Origin of the sequence: Myxococcus sp. XM-1-1-1, from assembly GCF_020037095.1 — a bacterium.
GTDB lineage: Bacteria > Myxococcota > Myxococcia > Myxococcales > Myxococcaceae > Myxococcus > Myxococcus fulvus.
In genome coordinates this window covers 137,968-157,484 of the sequence record NZ_JAIQDH010000022.1, presented here as the reverse complement: position 1 = coordinate 157,484, position 19,517 = coordinate 137,968, and the positions used below count along the sequence as shown (strand labels likewise).

The following is a 19,517-nucleotide window of genomic DNA, read 5'->3' as shown; positions in this document are numbered from 1 at the left end:
TGACCGCCGACGCCCCAGCCCCCGCAACCGCTCGTTCACCACGCGTCGCGTCACCCCACCGGACAACCACCTTTTGAGTCCGCGCGACGCCCCTGGCTACGCTCGGCGGCCCGAGGCCGCCATGACCACCGCCGCCCCCGTCCCTTCCGCGCCCGAGCCCGTCGCGCCCGTGACGCCCACCGTCGCGCCCGAGCCGTCCCTTCCTCCGTGGAGCCTGGCGAAGCGGCTCGGCTTCCGCTTCGTCTGCGCCTACGTCCTCCTCTACGCCTTCCCCTTCCCGGTGTACGTCGTCCCCGTCATCGGCGAGCCCATCTCCGAGGCCATCTCCGACTTCTGGAACCTCGTGGTCCCCTGGGTCACCCGCAACGTGGCCGGCTACCAGGGCGAGCTCTCTCTCGCGCAGACGGGCAGCGGCGACAAGGCCATCGACTATGCCCAGACCGCCGTCTTCCTCGCGCTCGCCCTCGTCGCGACCGGCGTGTGGTCCCTCGTCGACCGGCGGCGTCCGCGCTACGAGAAGGCCCACGCCCTGCTGCACCTCTACGTGCGCTACCTGCTGGCCGTCCCCATGCTGGGCTACGGCTTCTCCAAGGTCTTCAAGTCGCAGTTCCCCATGGCGTCCGTCGAGCGGCTCACCCAGTCCCTCGGCGACTTCTCCCCCATGGGCCTGTTGTGGACCTTCATGGGCCACTCCCCCGGCTACAACCTCTTCACCGGAGGCGCCGAGGTGCTGGGCGGCCTGCTGCTGCTCGCCCGTCGCACCACCACGCTCGGAGCGCTGGTGGTCATCGGCGTCATGTCCAACGTCGTCGCGCTGAACTTCTTCTACGACGTCCCCGTCAAGCTCTACTCCACCCAGCTCCTGCTCTTCGCCGTCTTCCTCACGCTGCCGGACCTGCGCCGGCTCGCCAACGTCTTCGTCCTCAACCGCGCCACCCAGCCCGCGTCCCTCGAGCTCCCCTTCACCCTCTCCCCGCGCGTCCTCTGGGCCTCCCGAGCCGTGAAGGTCCTCTTCATCGGCTGGCTGCTCCACAACAACATCACCAGGGGCCACGAGCGCTACACCCAGTGGGGTGACGGCGCGCCCCCGCCACCCTTCGGAGGCCTCTACAAGGTCGAGTCCTTCACCCGGGACGGCCAGGAGCTCCCGCCCCTGCTGACGGACCCGCATCGCTGGCGCGCCGTGTCCGTCGGCCGCAATGTGGTGGCCGCCCGGCTGATGAATGACGTGCGCCGCTACTTCCCCGTGAAGGAGGGCGAGGCCGGCAAGTCCATCCTCCTCATGTCGGGACGGGGCGACGACGCCAAGCCCGTGGCCACCCTCCAGCGCGAGACGCCGGATGCGGAGCACTTCGTGCTCGAGGGCGAGGTCGACGGCGCGAAGGTCCACGTTCGACTCAAGCAGGTGGACATCTCGAACTTCGAGCTGCGCGGACGCGGCTTCCACTGGGTGCAGGAGAAGCCCTACAACCGCTGACGCCTACCGCTCCGCCGGGCACACGCTCGCCACCGCGGCGGGCGTCCGGGGCAGGGGCTCCACGAAGCGCCCCTCGCCGAAGCCCAGCGCCCAGAAGCGCGGGCGCACCTCCTCGCGCGCGAGCAGCCGCAACAGCAGGAACTTCGCCTCGTCCTGCCCGTCGAAGGCCATGGGGAAGGTGTTGTGGTGCATGGCCACGGACGTGGAGGAGCCGAGCACCTTGTGCGCATCCAGCGCCTCGCGCGGCCCCATGTGCACCGTGTGGAGCACGCGCGGCCGGTAGGCCCCGATCGGCAACACCGACAGCCGCATGGGCCCGAAGCGCGCGGCCATCATCGCGAAGTGCGGACCGAAGCCCGTGTCCCCCGCGAAGAACGCCGGCCCGCCCGTGGTCGACACCACGTACCCGGCCCACAGCGTCTCCGCCTGGTCCGTGAGCCCCCGGTTCGAGCGGTGCTGCGCGGGCACCGCCGTCACCGACACCTCCGGCGTCACCCGCGTGGCCTGCCACCAGTCCAGCTCCTCCACGTGCCGGAACCCCTCGTCATCCAGGAGCGCCTTGTTGCCCAGCCCGACGATGAAGCGCGGCTGGTGCGCCGCCTCCAGCCTGCGCAGCGTGGGCAGGTCCATGTGGTCGTAGTGGTTGTGGCTCACCACCACCACGTCGATGGGCGGCAGGTCCTCGAAGCGGATGCCCGGCGGGTGCACCCGCTTGGGCCCCACCCACGGCACCGGGCTGGGCCGCTCCGAGTAGATGGGGTCCGTCAGCACATTCACCCCGTCCGCCTGGATGAGCACGGTGGCGTGGTTGATGAGCGTGACCTTGAGCTTGCCCGGGCCCACGCGCTCGGGCGGGGGCCTGCCGGGGGGAAGGTCCTCGTACTCGCGCCACGCGCCGCGAGGCTCCTTCAGCGCCGCGCCAATCAGCTCGGACGCCGACAGCATCGGCGCGTCACCGATGTTCTGGAACTTCTCCCCGTCGAAATGCGCCATCGGCGGCCCCCGGTGGCTGGGGCCCGCGAAGAGGCAGCCGCCCACGAGCGGCGCGCAGGCGAGCAGGCCCCACAGGGCGGTCGACGAGGGAAACCAACGGGCCAGGGACGCCTGGGGCATGGGGGCGACGCTCCATCGAAGCCAACGGCCACGCCCTCCGGTCAGGGCGAGGGCGGGTCTCCATCGTAATGGCGGGCACGCGGCCGCGCAGGACTCTTCAGGAGGACGTGGCCACCCGAGGACGCTTCGCGGCGGACGCCATCTGGGGCTTGTGCTCACGCAGCCAGTCCACCGTGTCGCGCAGCGTCTGCTCCAGCGGGCGGAAGCGCACCCCCAGCTCCCGCTTCGCCTTGGACGAGTCCACCCGCAGCTTCGCGCGCATCACGCGCACCCCCTCCACCGTCAGCGCCGTCTCGCCCCCCGTCAGCCGGGCCCACGTCTGCCCCAGCGCGCCCAACATCAGCGCCAGCGCGTGGGGCAGCACCCTGCGCGGCGCGGGGATGCCCGACACCGCCTCAATCGTCCGCGTCAGCGTGCCCAGGTCCACGAACTCGCCGCCCACCAGGTAGCGCTCCCCCGAGCGTCCCTTCTGGGCCGCCACCACGGTGGCCTCGGCCACGTCGCGCGCGTCCACCAGGCACGAGCCCCCCTCGAGCAGGGCCGGCATCTTCCCCGCGGCCAGGTCCAGGATGAGCTGCCCCGCGGCGGTGGGCCCCGCGTCCCCGGGACCGAACATCCACCCCGGCAGGATGTAGACCACGTCCATGCCCGTGCGCGCGCTGAAGGCGTTGAGCTCGCGCTCCGACTCCACCTTGCTCTTGAAGTAGAGGTTGCCGGCGAGCAGCGCCGCGGGCGGCGTCGACTCGTCCCCGGGCGAGCCGTCCGCCTTGGCGCCCACCGTGCCCGAGGAGCTGATGTCCACGAAGCGCTTCACCCCGCGCTGCTGGGCCTCCTCCGCCAGCGCCACCGTGGCCGTCACGTTGATGGCATACAGCTTCGGCCAGTGGTCTCCCGCCGCGTAGTATTCGCGGAAGTACGCCGCCGTGTGGATGACCACGTCACAACCGTCCAGCGCGGCCGCGAAGCCCTTCACGTCCAACATGTCCCCTTCCACCACCTCCACACCGGACAGCCCACCGAGCACCTGGCGCGCCTTCGCCGGCGAGCGCGCCAGCGCCCGCACCGTGTGCCCCCCCGCCACCAACGCCCGCACCACGTTGTTGCCCAACAGCCCCGTGCTGCCCGTGACGAATGCGCGCATCCAGCGGCTCCCCGTTAATGTGAACGATGTTCAAATAAAGGCCGGTCTGAACACTGTCAAGATGAACGGGCGGGCAAGGAGGCTGGGGCAATGACGACCCGGACGAAGAAGGCGGCGGCGCCCAAGCGGCGCACGTACCACCACGGGGATTTGCGGCAGGCGCTGGTGGACGCGACGTTGAAGCTCATCGCGACGGAGGACGTGGGCGCGGTGTCGCTGCGGGAGGTGGCGCGGCGCGCGGGCGTCACGGCGGCGGCGCCGTATCACCACTTCCGGGACAAGGACGCGCTGCTGGCGGCGGTGGCGGAGGAGGGGTATCGGGCGCTCAACGCGCGGATGGACGAGGCGATGACGAAGGCCCGGGCGCCGCGCATCGACGGCCAGCTCAAGGCGCTCGCGCGGTGCTACGTGCGCTTCGCGGTGGAGCACCCGGCGCACTACCGGGTGATGTTCCGGCAGGAGTGGAGCGACGTGGAGAAGTACGCGGGCATCCACACCGAAGGCATGCGCGCCTACGCGCGGCTGCAGGAGCTGGCGCAGGAGGTCCGCGTGGCCTCGGGGGGCAAGGTGGAGATGGACATCCTGGCCTTCACCATCTGGTCCTGGGTGCACGGGCTCGCGTCGCTGTGGAACGAGGGGCCGCTGCGCAAGAAGAGCCAGAGTGACTCCATCGAGCCGCTGCTGGAGCGCTCGTCGGAGATGTTCGTCGGATGGGTGGTGGGCAAGGGGCCGTGAGGCTCGGCTCACCCGACGACGGAGTGGAGGATGCGCTCGAAGAGCCACGGGCTGTGGCCGAGCATCCGGACGATGGGGCGTCGCAGCCAGGGACGGCGCGCCAGCATCAGGAGTGAGCGCGTGGCCCAGGCGTACTTGCGGAACACCTGCTGGAAGCGCGCCTCGTAGGGCTGGAGCACGTCGCGCGTCGCTCCCCTCGCGAGCGCGTCCGGCAGGAGCTCGCCCAGTGACTCCGCGCAGGAGAAGGCGAGGGAGAGTCCTTCTCCGGTGAGCGCGTCCACGTAGCCCGCGGCGTCGCCCACCAGGGCGAAGCGGTCCGCCACGCGCACGCGGGCCACGCGCGCCAGCGGACCCGCGCCTCGCACCTGCGAGTCCGGTGTCGCGGTGGACAGTCTCGCCTCGAGCTTCGGGAAGCGCGACAGCAGCGTCTCGAAGCCCACGCGCCCCTCCACGCCTCCGTCCTCCCAGAGGAAGGCGAGCCCCACGCGCCGGGCGCCCGCGGGCGTGACGTAGGCCTCCACGCCGTTCGCGAAGTGCACCTCGACGTAGGGAGTCCAGGGTTCGAGCTGGAAGTGGCGGCGCAGGCCGAAGCGCCGAGGCCCCTCCGCGTCCAGCTCGAGTCCCTCCGCGCGCCGCAGGGGTGAGGCGAGCCCGTCCGCGGCCACCAGCATCCGCGCCTGGACCTCTCCGTCGACCAGCTCCAGCGTCACGCCGTCGCCGACGCGGCGATGCGACACCACGTGGGTGCGCTCGCGGAGCTCGGCGCCCGCTTCGCGCGCGCGGGTGACGAGCGCCTCGGCGAGCGCCACCCGACGCACGCCGAGCCCTCCTGGCGCGGGGAGGAGCCCCTCCGCCGTGCTGCCATCCTCCTGCACGTAGCGGATGCCCACGAACGGCGCGCTCTGCGAGCGGTCCAGGTGCGTGAGCGCGCCCAGCCGCTCCAGGGCCGCGAGCCCCGCGGGCATGAGCCCCTCGCCGCAGGCCTTGTCGGCCGGGAAGGAGGCGCGCTCCAGCACCACGGTGTTCAGCCCCCGCGTCGCGGCGTGGATGGCCACGGCGAGCCCGGCCGGGCCTCCTCCCACCACCGCGACGTCATACCGACTCATGGCGCGGACTCCGCCAGAGACCTCGCCTCCGCGCAATGGCGCCACATCCGGGAGCCGCGCGGTGCTCGTGCCCGGCCAGGGCCCCGCGTGATGCTCGGCCTCTCGCCACCTGTCGCGCAGGGGACGCTCGGGCGGGCGTCTCCCGCCAGGGCAAAGGCGGCGCGGCGTCTCACGAACAAAGCCTCTTGCCCATCCTCTCCGAGAGTCGACGGCTCACGTGTCGTGCTCCACCCGCGCCATGGCGAGCACGCCGTGCGCCATCTCCGCCGCAATTCCCGCCTGCCTCGGCGGCGACGGCGCTCCGGAGAGTCGACGGCTCACGTGTCGTGCTCCGCCCGCGCCATGGCGAGCGCGCTGCGCGCCATCTCCACCGCCATGCCCACCATGCCCACCTTCTTCGGCGGCGACAGCTCTCCGGAGAGGTGCCGCCGCAGCGCCTCCATCCGACGCAGCTTCCCGCTCGACGTGCGCGGCAGCGTCCCCGGCTCCAGCAGCTTCACCGTGTGCGGACGCACGCCCGTGGCCTCCACCACCGCCGCGCGGATGCGCTCCTCCACCACCTCGTCGGCGTCCGTCCCACCCCGCTCCGCGAGGATGAGCAGCGCCTCGTCCTGTCCACCCTCGGGCGTGAAGCCGAGCGCCACCGCGCACCCCGTGCGCACGCCCTCCACCGACTGGAGCGGCTCCTCGAAGGACTGCGGCGCGTGGTTCGCCCCGCGGATGATGACCACGTCCTTCGCGCGCCCCGTCAGGTACAGCTCCCCCTCCGCGATGAAGCCCAGGTCTCCCGTGTCCAGCCACCCGTCCAGCGTCAGCGCGCGCCGCGTGGACAGCGCATCCCCGAAGTAGCTGCTCATCAGCGACGGCCCACGCGTGAAGACCTTCCCCACGCGCTTGTCCGGCAACACCCCGCCCTGCTCGTCGCGAACCTCCACCTCGAAGCCCGCCACCGGCGAGCCCACGCTCACCAGCCTCCGCGCCCCCTCCTCCACCCGGCCCTCGCTCGCGAGCAGCCCCGGGTCCACGCCCAGCGAGCGGGGACCCCGGCCCTCCGGAGGGAACGTCACTGCCAGCGACGCCTCGGACAGTCCGTACACCGGGCGCAGCGCGCGCGCGGAGAAGCCCCACCGCTCGAAGCGCTCCACGAAGCGCTGCAGCGTCTCCGCGGACACCGGCTCCGCGCCGTTGAGCGCGTGCTTCCACGACGACAGGTCCACGCCCTCCAGCTCCGCGTCCTTCACCCGCTTCAAACACAGGCCATACGCGAAGTTCGGCGCCGGCGAGATGAAGCCCCGGTGCCTGGACACCGCGCGAAGCCACAGCGCGGGGCGCGCCAGGAAGGCCTCGGGCGGAATCAGCACCAGGTTCCCCGGATAGTGCAGCGCCGAGAGCAGACAGCCGATGAGCCCCATGTCGTGGTACAGCGGCAGCCAGCTCACGCCCACCCGGGGACTGTCGGGCGGCACCGGCATCGCCACCTCCAGCGCCCTCAGCTGCGCCAGCAGCGCCCCGTGCGTCAGCGCCACCGGCTTGGGGTCCACCGTGGAGCCGGAGGAGAACTGGACGAGGCCCAGCGCGTTGGCGCCCACCTCCACCTCGCGCCCCTCGTCGTCGCGCGAGACGTCCTCCACCGTGTGGCAGCCCAGGCGGGGACGGGACTTCTCCACGCTCGGGCCCAACAGCAGCCGCACCCGCGAGTCCGTCAGCACCAGGCACGCCTCCGTCACCTGGAGCATCCGCGCCGTCGTCCGGTGGTACTCGTCCAGTCGCCCCAGCCGCACCGGCGGATACAGGGGCACCGGCACCGCGCCCGCGAGCAACGCGCCGAAGTAGGCATCCATGAAGGCCGGCGAGGTGGGCAAGAGCAGCGCCACCCGCTCGCCCTCGCGCACGCCCAGGCGCGACAGCCCCGCCGCCGTGCGCCGCGCGCGTCGGTACACCTCCGCCCAGGACAGCGAGGTCTCCTTCTCGGCCGCGTCCACGAACGTCAGCCGGAAGTCCGTTTCGGCCGTCGACGCGAGCATCGCGTTCACCGTGGGGAACCGCACCGCGGGCAGCGTGGGTCCCCTCACGAACGGACCTCCGTCGCCACGCGCGCGGTGGACAGCACGCGCCGCTCCACCAGCTTCGTCAAATCTCCCACCGTGCGTACCCCCTGCGCGTCCTCCTCCGACAAGCGGATGCGGAAGCGGTTCTCCAGCCCCACCGCCAGCACCGTCAGCCCCAGGCTGTCGAGTTGCAGGTCCTTGAGGAGGTCGAGCCCGGGCTCCACCTCGCCCTTCCACTCCAGCTCCTCGGCGGCGATGCGACGAATCTCCGCCAGGACCTCCAGTTCGAGCTCAGCCACGGGGCACCTCCGGAAGGAAACGGGGACGATGGGAGAACGCCTTCGCGTACACGTCCCCCAGGGCCGCCTCCTCCGCGCGGATGCGCACGAAGAGCAACCCCAGGTTCCCCACCGAGAAGCACACGGCCGTCCACCACGCGCCATGGATGAGCGGCACACACGCCAGCTCCAGCACCACCGCGACGTAGTTGGGGTGGCGCAGGAAGCGGTACGGCCCCCCCTCCACGGGGGGCAGGCCCGGCACGACGATGATGCGCGAGTTCCACCGCGAGCCCAGCGTGGAGATGGCCCAGTAGCGAAGCCCCTGCGCCACGAGCGCGCCGCCGAGCGCCGCCCAGCCCAGCACGCCCGGGAAGGACCGGTGCAGGAGGAACACCTCCGCCACGCACGCGACGAGGAACAGCGTGTGGAACACCACCATGAAGCGGTAGTGACGCTGCCCCGTCTCCACCCCACCCCGCGCGAAGGCCCACGCCGCGTTGCGCTTGGAGAGCACCAGCTCCACGAGCCGCTCCAGCACGAGCGCGCCCATGTACCCCAAGAACACCCCTTGCGTGAGCGTCACCATCGCAAGAGCACCATCTCCGCGCAGAAGCCCGGCCCCATCGCCATCATCAGGCCCCAGTCCCCCGGCTTCGCGTCCGCCTTCTCCAGCGTCTCACCCAGCACGAAGAGCACCGACGAGGAGGACAGGTTGCCCACCTCGCGCAGCGACGCCCACGAGCGCGTGAGCGCCTCCTGCGGCAGCTCCAGGGCCTGCTCGAAGGACTCGAGCACCTTGGGCCCGCCGGTATGCGCCACCCAGTGGCGGATGTCATCGCGCTTCAAGCCGTGGCTCGCGAGGAAGGCGTCCACGTTGCCGCGGATGTGGTCCTTGACCAGGTGGGGCACCTTCGCGGACAGCACGACCTTGAAGCCCGAGTCCACCACGTCCCAGCCCATGGTGCGCTCGGTGTCCGGGTAGAAGACGGAGCGGGAGGCCACCACGCGGGGACCTCGGGCGCCGGGGGCCTGGGCGCCCCGGAGCACCGCGCACGCGGCGCCGTCGCCGAAGAGGCCGGAGGCGATGATGTTGGGGATGGACAGGTCCTCGCGCTGCAGCGTCAGCGAGCACAGCTCCGCGGACACCAACAGGGCGGTGTGCGTGGGGAAGGCGCGCAGGTAGTCGGCGGCGCGTGCCATGCCGGCCGCGCCCGCGACACACCCGAGCCCGAAGATGGGCGTGCGCTTGAAGTCCTCGCGGAAGCGCAGCCGGTTGGCGAGCCGCGCCTCGACGCTGGGGGTGGAGATGCCCGTCACGGTGACGAAGAAGACGTGGTCCACGTCCGTGGGCGTCAACTCCGCCTGCTCGAGTGTCTTGCGCACCACCGACTCGCTGAGGGCGGTGGCCTCGCGAATCCAGGCGTCGTTGCGTTGCTGGAAGGTGACGAGCTCGCGGTACGCGTCGATGGGGAGCGCCAGGTAGCGGCCTCCGACCTGGACGGCGCGGTGCAGGTCCTCCAGGCGCTCCAGGTTGAAGTGGCGCGTGGCCCACAGCTCGCGGAAGGCGGCGATGAGCTGTTCCTGCGAGGCGTAGTGAGGCGGGAGGGCTCTTCCCACGGAGCGGATGAAGGGCGAGCTGCTGTCCTGGCCGGTTGCGCTGTGCATGAAGGTCTCGGGTCCGTGCGGCGCTCAGGGGTACGCTTAGTCGGAAACGCGTGGAGGACGCGACACCTGTCCCCCCGACTGAACGAGTCCCGACGCCGCGGCGCCTTTCAGTGTCACACGGTAGACGGCGGGCTCGCGCGCGTGAAGGCACCGGGCTCCCCGTGTCGCGCGGAGGACAGCGGACCGCGTGCGCCGGGACGACCTTCGACACGCCTTGGGCACACCTTTATGCGCGAGGGCGGCCCGCGCTAGCGTGCGGCGCGATGAGATTCGCAAACTTCGTCCTGGGCGCCGTGCTGTCGGGGCTCTGCGCGTGCAGTCACTCCCGGCTGGGTCCCACTCTGCCCGCGAGCCACGGCCATCTGTCCCGGACCATGGCCCAGCACCTGGATCCGAAGACGGAAGGCCTGGAGGTCCAGGCCGCGCTGGGGGTTCCCTCGCACAGCGTCGAGACGAGCGTCGTGGTGGAGCCCGCCGAGGCACCGGCCATCTTCGCCGAGGCCGTGCAGGTGCTTTCGGGCAAGCCCACGGAGGAGCAGGTGCGGCAGGCCTCCGCGGACCTGTCCGCTGCGTGCGACGCGGCGCTGACACAAGCGTGTGACTACCTGCGCACGAACTTCCAGCCGCCCAGGCGAATCGCGGGTGAGCCGCCAGGGTTCCCCGAGGAGGCGATGCGGGAGCGGGCCATGGCGGTGGTCATTGTCACCTTCCAGCTGGGCGTGGACGGCCTCCCCCGCCATGTGCAGGTGCTGGAGTCGGCGCCGTATGGGCTCACCGAGGCGATGCTGACGTCGGTGAAGGGGATGCGGTTCCAGCCCGCGATGCTGGCGGGGCATCCCATCGAGATTCCGTATCAACTCCAGATGAACACGCGGTTCCCCGGGGCGAAGCTCACGCCCCAGGAGGAGCTGGAATGGGGGCGCACGCGGGCGGCGCACTTCCCGACCAGCCCGGCGGCCTGGGCACATGTGGCGCGCGCCTACGCACGCGACCTGCCCGAGGACCCGCAATACGAGCGCGCCTTGAGGAAGCTCACCGTCCTGGCCCCCAATTACTGGTGGGCCGCGACGGAGCTCGCGTGGTTGCATGCGCGCGCGGGCCGTTACGACGAGGCCGCGCCGCTGGCGCGCGTGGGTCGGAAGATGTCGTCCCACAATCCCTACGCGCTGGAGACGAGCGCCCTCGTCGCCTTCCACCAGGGCCGCTGCCAGCAGGCCGTCCAGGAGCAGCAGCAGGCCGTCGCGAAGCTGCCCGCCAAGTGGCCTCGCGAGGAGCAGGAGCGCTTCCAGCGCGTGCTCACCGACTACCAGCGCCAGTGCGAGACCGCACCCACGCCCGCGAGCCACTGACGCGGCCGCCCATCGCATTCGAGAGGCGCCCCACGAGGAGGCGCCTCACCGCCGCTACGACCGCCGTCGCCGTCCCAACCCCACGAACACCAGCGCCGCCCACCCCAGCGCACCGGGCGCGGCCGCGCAGCCACTGTCGTCATCGTCGGGAGTCTGGGGCACCTCGGTCTCGGGCTCCGGTGTCACCTCGACACACGGCGCGCCGGACGTCTCACCCGTGAGGCACAGCGTGCCGTAGCGGCCCGTGCCCTCGTGGCGGCCATCCACCACCGCGATGATGACCCGGCTCGCATCCAACGCCGTCACGTTCGCGGTCAGCGTCCCCGGCCCATCCACGCGCGTCACCCGCAGCACCGCGGTGTCCGTCACCGCCGCCACCAGCAGGTGCTGCTGCGACGAGTTCGCGACGTCCCGAGGCACATACCGAGCCCACACCCGCTCCGAGCCACCCGGCACCTCGAAGTAGCGCGCCGACGCCGTCGTCAACCGGACGCCCTCCTCCTGATAGGGCAGCGTCTTCACGGCCGGCTTGAGCCCCTCGTAACCGCCACCCCGCGCGTAGCCCTGTGACGCATTCGCCCGCGCGCCCGTGGACAGGTTCCACGTCGAGAACTCCGTGAACGCGGCGTCGAAGCTCAAGCTCCAGTCGCGCCCCAGGAGGCGGTCCACCACCACCGGCCAGCGCGCCTCCGGCGACGTGACGCTCTCCTCCCACAAGCGCAGGATGGCCGCGTCACCCACGCGCTCGCCCAGGTACTGGAAGAACAGGCTCGCGCCATAGCTGAACGACGCCGCCGGCCCCGTGGGGTCCTGCACCAGGCTGGAGTCCGTGCGCGACAGGTACGACGCGGAGAAGTGCTCCAGGTCCTCCAGCGACGCGTCGAACCGCTCGCTCGCCCACACCGCCGTGCCCTCCGTCACCACGCCGCCCATGCCCGTCCGGTACGCGGACTGCACCGCATGGAAGAACTCGTGGCTGGCGAGGATGTCCACCGCCGTCTCGTACGAGGGGTAGTCGTACCCCGCGAAGTCGTTCTCCTGGAGCATGTGCCCCACGCACCGCAGGCCCGACTCCGTCTCGCAGTCGCCCAGCCGGAACGCCCCGTCCGCGACGCCGGCGAAGTCCACCAGGTACACGTCGAACAGGCCGTCCCCGCCGTTGTCCGCCACCGCCGCGTCGCTGCCCGGCAACACGAAGCCCAGGCTCACGTAGAAGTCCGCGACGCGCTCATACGCGCGCCCGACGACCTCGACGGCGTCGGGCACGCCACTGCCATCGGCGTCCCCCGCCGGCACCGCGTTGAGCCCGACGCGGGAGAAGTGGATGCGGAAGCGCCCCTTCGGGGACACCACCGACTCCACCTGCTCACCCGCGCCGAAGCTCGGCGGCACCGCCAGGGGCGAGGTGGGGCGCGCTCCTGTCTGCTGCCCCTGTCGCCCCTCGGTCAACGTCTCCGGACGCTCGTGCGGCGCCCGCGTCGACTCCACGGGGCCACATCCCAGGGCAAGCAGCAGAAGCCACGCCCCGAGCCTCACGGCAGGAACGCCCACTTGATGCGGATGGAACCCGAGCCGCTCGGCGTCGGCGCCGCGCCCGTCTCGTTGCACGTCTGCTGCGCGGCGGGCTCGTAGTAGCCCATCACCTCCAGCTTCACGTGACGACCATCCGCCAGGCGCACCGCGAACACCTGCCCCGTCATCTGCACGCAGCGCACCGGGTACTCCCAGAACGCGCCCAGCGCCGTCTTCGGACCGTTCAGGCCCGAGTCATCCGGGATGAGCGTGCAGGTGCCCGAGGAGTCGTCCCACCACTTCTCCGTCTCGAACGTCCAGGAGGAATCCACCGCCGCCACCTGCGCGAACGTGGTGCCCTCGGCGACCTTCGCCACCGACACGCACGACGGACCCGACGTGCCGCTGTTGACGCGCATCGTGTAGCGACGCACCGCGATGTCCCAGTCCTGCGACACCAGCGCCTGGTGGTCGTGAATCTGGACCTGCTCGGCGCCCGTCGCCGTGAACCGCAGGTACGTATAGGACATCGTCGGGTTGAGACCGCCCGCGGTGGAGTCCACGAACGTCAGGAACTCGCCCGACGTCGTCCCCTCCTCACGCACCACGCCCGTGTTCACCACCGTGCGCAGCGACAGCGTGTCGATGGTCTGCTCGGCGCAGTTCACCGTCGTCGGGCCACACACCTGCGGCCCCGCGTCCGGCGTCCCTGAATCCGGCGTGCCCGAGTCCGGCGTGCCCGCGTCGTCCTGCTGGCCCGCGTCCGGCGTGGGGTTGGGCGTGGGGTCCTTGTCGTCATCTCCGCAGCTCGCCAGCAACGCCAACGACATGACCACGGCGACCAGGACCCACAGGCCCTGCTGTCCGGCGCGCCTCGGCAACGCCTGCTCGGTATGACTCATCTTCGTATCCCTCTTCCCTGAACGGACTGCGTGACGTGCCCACCGGAGCGGGGGCCCCGGCCTTCCTCGTCGAGGGCCCCCTTCACGCGCGCGCACACCGCACGCCCCGAGGGCTCCACCTCACTCGACAGGGCGGCACCCTACTTGATAACGATTCTCATATTCAATATTGGATTTTGAACCCAGAAACCCGGATGAAGACAGGACAAGCCCCGCGAAGGCCTCGGGAGGCCTCCTGGGAGGACGGGGAGCGGAGGCGGCGGGGGCTACTCGAAGCGGTAGCCCTTGGGCACCACGACGATGCCGCTCTCGGTGACGGTGAAGCCCCGGGCGCGGTCGGCGTCCAGGTCGTAGCCCACCTTCGCGTTGGGCGGCACGCGCACGCCCTTGTCGATGATGGCGTTCTTCACCTGGGCATGCCGGCCGATGTCGACCTCGTCGAAGATGACGGAGCGCTGCACGCTGGCGTAGCTGTTCACGCGCGCGCGGCGGAAGAGGATGCTCTCGCGCACCACGCCGCCGGAGATGATGCAGCCGCCGGCCACCATGGAGTTGAGCGCGCGGCCCACGCGGTCACCGGACTCGTGGACGAACTTGGCGGGCGGGCTGTACTCGCTGGCGGTGCGCAGCGGCCACTCGGCGTTGAAGATGTCAAACTCCGGGTTCACCGACACCAGGTCCATGGACGCCTCGTGGTACGCGTCCAGCGTGCCCACGTCGCGCCAGTAGGTGTTGGGCCCCGTCTGGCCGGGGATGGGGTTCCTGGCGAAGTCGTACGCGTGGATGTGATAGCCGTCCTTGAGCGCGCGCGGCAGCACGTCCTTGCCGAAGTCGTGCTGCGAGCCCTCCGACTTCGCGTCGATCTCCAGCAGCTCCGCGAGCACCTTGCTGCGGAAGATGTAGTTGCCCATGCTGGCGAGCGCGGTGTCGGGCCGGCCGGGGATGGGCTTGGGGTTCTTGGGCTTCTCCTGGAACTCCGTCACGCGGCCGCGCTCGTCCACCTGCATGACGCCGAAGCGGTGCGCGTCGGCGAGCGGCGTGGGGTACGCGGCGATGGTGATGTCGGCGCGCTGGGCCTCGTGCTGCTCCAGCATGTGCGCCACGTTCATCTTGTAGATGTGGTCGCCGGAGAAGATGGCCAGGTGCTCGGGGCGGTGGTTCTCCACCAGGTGCATGTTCTGGTAGATGGCGTCCGCGGTGCCCCGGTACCAGACGGGCCCCAGCTCCTCGTACAGGTACATCTGCGCGGGGACGAGCGTGATGAAGTAGTCCGACAACAACACCGAGCCGAAGCGCCAGCCGCGCTGGATGTGCTCCGTCAACGACTGCGCCTTGAACTGCGTCAGGACGTAGATGGAGTAGATGCCGGAGTTGATGAAGTTGTTGAGCGCGAAGTCGATGATGCGGAACTTCGAGCCGAAGGGCACCGCCGGCTTCGAGCGTCGCAGCGTCAGCGGCGCCAGCCGGGTTCCCTGGCCTCCGGCCAGCACCATGCCCAGGATTCGCGTGCCCATGTCGAGGTGTTGCCTCCCTGGCGCCGCAGTATAGGGGGCCCAGGGAGGTTGTCCGTTTTCGCGGCGCGCGGGCTCGGGATGTCCGCGTGCGTCAACGGGGCCGGACTCCCGCCTGGAGCGACGCCTGGAGGGCCGTCCATCGACGGACACTCGGTCCAAGGCGGATGGCTCACTGTCGAGCAGCCGGCCACGAGGAAGTGGAGCAAGTCCGCGTCGCGCCCTATCTCTTGAGCGAGGCCCAGGTGTCTTCGTGGAGTCGAGCGTGAGCGGGACATGGAGTCAGGAGTCGAGTCGATTGCCCATCATGGCGCGCGAGGCAGCGGAGGCTCCCGGGGTCGCCCGGCTCCAGCTGGCACGGAGCGAGGACATGTTCGTGGCGCTGGGGGAGCGGCTGCGGCGCCAGCCACCTCGCTTCGTCGTCACCTGCGCGCGGGGCAGCTCGGACCACGCGGCGGTCTACGGGAAGTACCTCATCGAGACGACGCTCGGCCGCGCGGTGGCCTCGGTGGGCCCCAGCGTGGCGTCCATCTACGGCGCGCACGCGCTGGACCTGCGCGACTCGCTCTTCATCGCCGTCTCGCAGTCCGGGCAGAGCCCCGACCTGCTGCGGCTGACGGAGGCGGCGAAGGCCTCGGGCGCGCTCGTCGTGGGGTTCGTCAATGACGCCTCCGCGCCGCTCGGCGCCTTGTGTGACGTGAGCATCCCCCTGGACGCGGGCCCCGAGCGCGCCGTCGCCGCGACCAAGTCGTACCTGCTCTCCGGCCTCGCGTTCCTGCGGCTGGCGGCGCACTGGTCCGCAAGCCCCGCGCTGCACGAGGCCGTCGCCGCGCTCCCGGAGGCCCTCGCCTCGGCGTGCGCGCTCGACTGGTGGCCCGCGCTGCAGACGCTCGTCGACGCGCAGAGCCTGTATGTCGTCGGCCGGGGCAGCGGCCTGGGCGCGGCGCTCGAGTTGGCGCTGAAGCTCAAGGAGACCTGCCGCCTGCACGCCGAGGCCTTCAGCGCGGCCGAGGTGGCCCACGGCCCGCTCGGCCTGGTGCAGCCGGGCTTCCCCGTCATCGCGCTGGGACAGGAGGACGGCTCCGCCGAGGGCACGCGCGCGGTGGTGCGCCGGATGATGGAGCTGGGCGCGGAGGTGCGCACGGTGCTCCCCGTCCCCGGCGCCGCGACGCTGCCCACCGTTCCTGGTGTTCCCCTGGCGATTGCGCCACTGTGCCAGGTGCAGAGCTTCTACCTGGCGGTCCACCGGCTCGCCACGGCGCGTGGAATGGACCCGGATGCCCCCGCGAACCTTCGCAAGGTGACGGAGACGGTGTGACCAGACACATCCTCACGGGCTCGCGCGTGTTCACCGGCGAGCGCATCCTCGAGAGCCACTCGGTGGTGCTCGACGCCGGACGCGTCGCCGCCGTGGTGCCGCGCCACGAGGCGCCCGTGGGGCTCTCCACCCGCGAGCTGCCCGCAGACACCCTGCTCGCCCCCGGCTTCATCGACCTCCAGGTGAACGGCGCGGGCGGGGTGCTGTTCAACGACTCGCCCACGGTCGACGCGGCGCTCACCATCGCGTCCACGCTGCGCCGCTCGGGCACCACGAGCCTGCTGCCCACGTTCATCACCGATGCACCCGAGCGCACGCGGCTCGCCTGTGACGCCGCGGCGCGCGCGCTGGAGCAGCCCGGGAGCGGCGTGCTCGGCGTCCACCTGGAAGGCCCGTTCATCAGCCCCGAGCGCCCGGGCGTCCATGCGCCGCAGCACATCCGTCAGCCCGGAGCCGAGGACCTCGTGTCCCTCGTCGCGCTCAGCGAGCGACTGGTTCGGGCTGGGGGCAGGTTGTTGATGACGCTCGCGCCGGAGCGCGTGGAGGACCTGTTCCTCCAGAAGCTCAGCGCCTCGGGCGCGGTGTTGTTCGCGGGCCACACGGCGGCGAGCTACGAGCGGACCGTGCAATCACTTGCGTCGGGTGTGCGCGGCTTCACGCACCTGTTCAACGCGATGCCTCCGGTGCAGGGGCGACAGCCCGGCCCCGTGGTCGCGGGCTTCGAGTCCGATGACGCGTGGTGCGGCGTCATCGTGGACGGCGTCCACGTGCACCCGGCGAACCTGCGCCAGCTACTGAAGGCCAAGCCTCGCGGCAAGGTCTTCCTCGTCACGGACGCGATGCCTCCCGTGGGCACGCAGGAGACGACCTTCACGCTGTATGGACACACCATCCTGCGGCGCGATGGACGACTGGTGACCGAGGACGGCACGCTGGCCGGCGCGGACATCGACCTGGCGTCGGCGGTGCGCAACACCGTTCGACTCCTGGGCGTGCCTCTCGAGGAGGCGCTGCGCATGGCCTCGCTCTACCCCGCCCGGTTGCTCGGTCTGGAGTCGCAGCTGGGCGGGCTCGCGCCTGGCCAACGCGCGAACCTCGCGCTGCTGCGTGACGACGTCAGCGTGCTCGCCACCTGGGTGGATGGAAACGAACAGTGGCACTGAGCAGGTGACGCTCGCGTCACTTCCGGTGGCTGCGTGTTCTTCCACTCACACCATTCATTGCGTGAGGCTTTGACCCGGAAAATCCGGTCCACGCCTCCTTCCTGGAAACGAGTTCCCGAGCGGTTCCGGACTCGCGTCCAACGAAGCGAGGAGAGCAAGCATGCGTCGCAGCAAGTGGTTCATTGGACTGATGGTCTCGGCCCTGTCCGCGACCGGGTGCGGAGAGGTCTCCCCGTCACACGGCGAGGGCCAGGGCAGTGTGATGCGCGCGCCGCTCGTCGCCGAGTGGGCGGCGGGCGTCGCCTACGCGACGGGCGCGCAGGTCACCTACGGTGGACGGCTCTATCAATGCCGTCAGGCGCACACCTCGCAGGCGGACTGGACGCCCGTGGCGGTGGCCGCGCTGTGGCTGGATTTGGGACCCGCGGGCGGCGGGGACACCACCGCGCCCACCGTCACGCTGAACGCCAGCTCGACGAACGTCACCGCGCCGGGGACGCTGACCCTCACCGCCACGGCGACGGACAACGTGGGCGTGGACCGCGTGGAGATTCTCGAGAACGGCACCGTGGTCTCCACGAGCCTGAGCTACTCGCGCAACTTCTCCGGCTCCGCGCAGAACGGCTCGTACACGTACACCTTCCGCGCCTTCGACCAGGCCGGCAACGTGGGCACGCGGCAGGTCACCGTGCAGGTGGCCATCTCCGTCCCCGGTGACACCACCGCGCCCACCGTCACGCTGAACGCCAGCTCGACGAACATCACCGCGGCGGGGACGCTGACCCTCAGCGCCACCGCGACGGACAACGTGGGCGTGGACCGGGTGGAGATTTTGGAGAACGGCGCCGTGGTGTCCACGGCGCTGAGCTACTCGCGGACCTTCTCCGGCCCGGCGCAGAACGGCTCGTACTCGTACACGCTGCGGGCGTACGACCAGGCCGGCAACGTGGGCACGAAGCAGGTCACCGTGCAGGTCGCGATTCCGGGACAGCCGGGTGGCGGCAAGCGCATCGTGGGCTACTTCACCCAGTGGGGCATCTACTCGCGCAATTACCAGGTCGCGAACATCCCCGCGGCGAAGCTGACGCACATCAACTACGCCTTCTCGAACATCTCGGCGGACGGGCGGTGCGTCCTCGGTGACTCGTTCGCGGACATCGACAAGGGCGGCGGCTGGCCGGGCGAGTGGAACCCGGGTGCGCTGCGCGGCAACTTCCGCGCGTTCCAGGAGCTGAAGAAGACGCAGTCGCACCTGAAGGTGCTCATCTCGGTGGGCGGCTGGACGTGGTCGACGTACTTCTCGCAGGTGGCGGCGACGCAGGCCTCGCGGGCCGCGTTCGTGAAGTCCTGCATCGACCTGTTCATCAAGGGCCAGTACCCCGGCGTGGACCCGGCGAACGGCGTGGGTGTGTTCGACGGCATCGACATCGACTGGGAGTACCCGGTGGGTGGCGGCCTGCCGGGCAACACCAACAGCCCCGCGGACAAGCAGAACTACACGCTGCTGATGGCCGAGTTCCGCAACCAGCTCAACGCGGTGACGGCGCAGACGGGCAAGCCGTACCTGCTCACCATCGCCACGGGCGCGTCGCCGGACCTGCTGACGAACAAGCAGGAGACGAAGAACCTGTCCAACATCCTCGATTGGATCAACGTGATGAGCTACGACTACCACGGCTCATTCGAGAGCACGGTGAACTTCCACTCGGCGCTCTACCGCGTGACGGGCGACCCGGCGGCGGGGACGGGCTTCTACACGGACGGCTCGGTGGCGAAGATGCTCGAGCTGGGCGTGGCGCCGGACAAGATTGTCGTGGGCGTCCCGTTCTACGGCCGAGGCTGGGGCGGCGTGCCGAACGTGAACAACGGCCTGTTCCAGAGCGGCGTGCCCACCAAGGGCACGTGGGATGACGGCCAGTCGGGCCTGACGGGCGTGTTCGACTACAAGGACATCAAGGCCAACTACGAGCGCGCGGGCTCGGGCTACACCAAGTTCACCCACCCCGAGGCGAAGGAGGCCTACGTCTACAGCCCGACGACGAAGGTGTGGATTGCGTACGACGACCCGTCCACGCTGAACGCGAAGTCGGACTACATCCTGAACAAGAACCTGGGCGGCGCGATGTTCTGGGAGCTGAGCGGCGACGACGGCACGCTGCTCGACACGCTGTACCAGCGACTGCGCTGAAGCCGGTG

General features: G+C 70.7%; 16 protein-coding genes. 6 read left to right on the top strand and 10 right to left on the bottom strand.

All coding sequences use genetic code 11. The features are described from left to right. The first annotated feature begins 121 nt into the window (after positions 1–121). On the top strand, positions 122–1,477 hold the full coding sequence (locus K8640_RS33310) for a hypothetical protein (protein ID WP_223750754.1): 1,356 nt from the start codon (positions 122–124) through the stop codon (positions 1,475–1,477). A 3-nt stretch (positions 1,478–1,480) separates the two neighbouring features. Here the strand turns inward: K8640_RS33310 and K8640_RS33305 are convergent, their stop codons facing one another. Both K8640_RS33305 and K8640_RS33300 read right to left on the bottom strand, forming a co-directional pair. Next, positions 1,481–2,590 carry an MBL fold metallo-hydrolase gene (locus K8640_RS33305; RefSeq protein ID WP_223750753.1) on the bottom strand — a complete coding sequence of 370 codons (1,110 nt, stop codon included), beginning with the start codon at positions 2,588–2,590 and terminating at the stop codon, positions 1,481–1,483. A 97-nt stretch (positions 2,591–2,687) separates the two neighbouring features. Next, on the bottom strand, positions 2,688–3,731 hold the full coding sequence (locus K8640_RS33300; RefSeq protein WP_223750752.1) for an SDR family oxidoreductase: 1,044 nt from the start codon (positions 3,729–3,731) through the stop codon (positions 2,688–2,690). Between the two features lie 90 nt (positions 3,732–3,821). Between K8640_RS33300 and K8640_RS33295 the strand changes: the two genes are divergently transcribed. Further along, positions 3,822–4,466, top strand: coding sequence for a TetR/AcrR family transcriptional regulator (locus K8640_RS33295; RefSeq protein ID WP_223750751.1), 645 nt, complete (start codon positions 3,822–3,824; stop codon positions 4,464–4,466). 8 nt (positions 4,467–4,474) lie between these two features. Here K8640_RS33295 and K8640_RS33290 read toward each other — a convergent pair whose 3' ends face one another. From K8640_RS33290 to K8640_RS33270, 5 genes are all read right to left on the bottom strand, one after another. Beyond that, positions 4,475–5,572 (bottom strand): NAD(P)/FAD-dependent oxidoreductase, encoded by a 1,098-nt coding sequence (locus K8640_RS33290; protein ID WP_223750750.1) that lies wholly within the window; start codon positions 5,570–5,572, stop codon positions 4,475–4,477. A 317-nt stretch (positions 5,573–5,889) separates the two neighbouring features. Then, complete coding sequence (locus K8640_RS33285) at positions 5,890–7,596, bottom strand: fatty acyl-AMP ligase (protein ID WP_255653681.1); 1,707 nt, start codon at positions 7,594–7,596, stop codon at positions 5,890–5,892. A 44-nt stretch (positions 7,597–7,640) separates the two neighbouring features. Beyond that, positions 7,641–7,919 (bottom strand): phosphopantetheine-binding protein, encoded by a 279-nt coding sequence (locus tag K8640_RS33280; RefSeq protein ID WP_141332129.1) that lies wholly within the window; start codon positions 7,917–7,919, stop codon positions 7,641–7,643. Further along, positions 7,912–8,487, bottom strand: a complete 576-nt coding sequence (locus K8640_RS33275) for an isoprenylcysteine carboxyl methyltransferase family protein (protein ID WP_223750748.1) — start codon at positions 8,485–8,487, stop codon at positions 7,912–7,914. Before K8640_RS33275 ends, K8640_RS33280 begins: the two co-directional genes overlap by 8 nt. Then, positions 8,481–9,566 carry a type III polyketide synthase gene (locus K8640_RS33270; RefSeq protein ID WP_223750747.1) on the bottom strand — a complete coding sequence of 362 codons (1,086 nt, stop codon included), beginning with the start codon at positions 9,564–9,566 and terminating at the stop codon, positions 8,481–8,483. Before K8640_RS33270 ends, K8640_RS33275 begins: the two co-directional genes overlap by 7 nt. A 263-nt stretch (positions 9,567–9,829) precedes the next feature. Here K8640_RS33270 and K8640_RS33265 point away from each other — a divergent pair, with 263 nt between their 5' ends. Next, positions 9,830–10,915: an energy transducer TonB gene (locus K8640_RS33265; protein ID WP_223750746.1), complete on the top strand. Its 1,086-nt coding sequence runs from the start codon at positions 9,830–9,832 to the stop codon at positions 10,913–10,915. A 54-nt stretch (positions 10,916–10,969) separates the two neighbouring features. Here the strand turns inward: K8640_RS33265 and K8640_RS33260 are convergent, their stop codons facing one another. The 3 genes from K8640_RS33260 to glgC all read right to left on the bottom strand — a co-directional run bounded on the left by K8640_RS33260 (position 10,970) and on the right by glgC (position 14,843). Continuing rightward, positions 10,970–12,403, bottom strand: coding sequence for an MXAN_6640 family putative metalloprotease (locus tag K8640_RS33260; RefSeq protein WP_223750745.1), 1,434 nt, complete (start codon positions 12,401–12,403; stop codon positions 10,970–10,972). 44 nt (positions 12,404–12,447) lie between these two features. Continuing rightward, on the bottom strand, positions 12,448–13,329 hold the full coding sequence (locus K8640_RS33255; RefSeq protein ID WP_223750744.1) for an HmuY family protein: 882 nt from the start codon (positions 13,327–13,329) through the stop codon (positions 12,448–12,450). A gap of 266 nt (positions 13,330–13,595) precedes the next feature. Continuing rightward, positions 13,596–14,843, bottom strand: a complete 1,248-nt coding sequence (glgC, locus tag K8640_RS33250; RefSeq protein ID WP_223750743.1) for a glucose-1-phosphate adenylyltransferase — start codon at positions 14,841–14,843, stop codon at positions 13,596–13,598. 304 nt (positions 14,844–15,147) lie between these two features. Between glgC and K8640_RS33245 the strand changes: the two genes are divergently transcribed. From K8640_RS33245 to K8640_RS33235, 3 genes are all read left to right on the top strand, one after another. Beyond that, positions 15,148–16,158 carry an SIS domain-containing protein gene (locus K8640_RS33245; RefSeq protein WP_223750742.1) on the top strand — a complete coding sequence of 337 codons (1,011 nt, stop codon included), beginning with the start codon at positions 15,148–15,150 and terminating at the stop codon, positions 16,156–16,158. Next, the gene (nagA, locus tag K8640_RS33240; RefSeq protein WP_223750741.1) at positions 16,155–17,321 is read left to right on the top strand and encodes an N-acetylglucosamine-6-phosphate deacetylase; all 1,167 of its coding nucleotides are present in this window, start codon (positions 16,155–16,157) and stop codon (positions 17,319–17,321) included. Before K8640_RS33245 ends, nagA begins: the two co-directional genes overlap by 4 nt. A gap of 160 nt (positions 17,322–17,481) precedes the next feature. Then, positions 17,482–19,509, top strand: a complete 2,028-nt coding sequence (locus K8640_RS33235) for a glycosyl hydrolase family 18 protein (RefSeq protein ID WP_223750740.1) — start codon at positions 17,482–17,484, stop codon at positions 19,507–19,509. Positions 19,510–19,517: the final 8 nt, after the last annotated feature.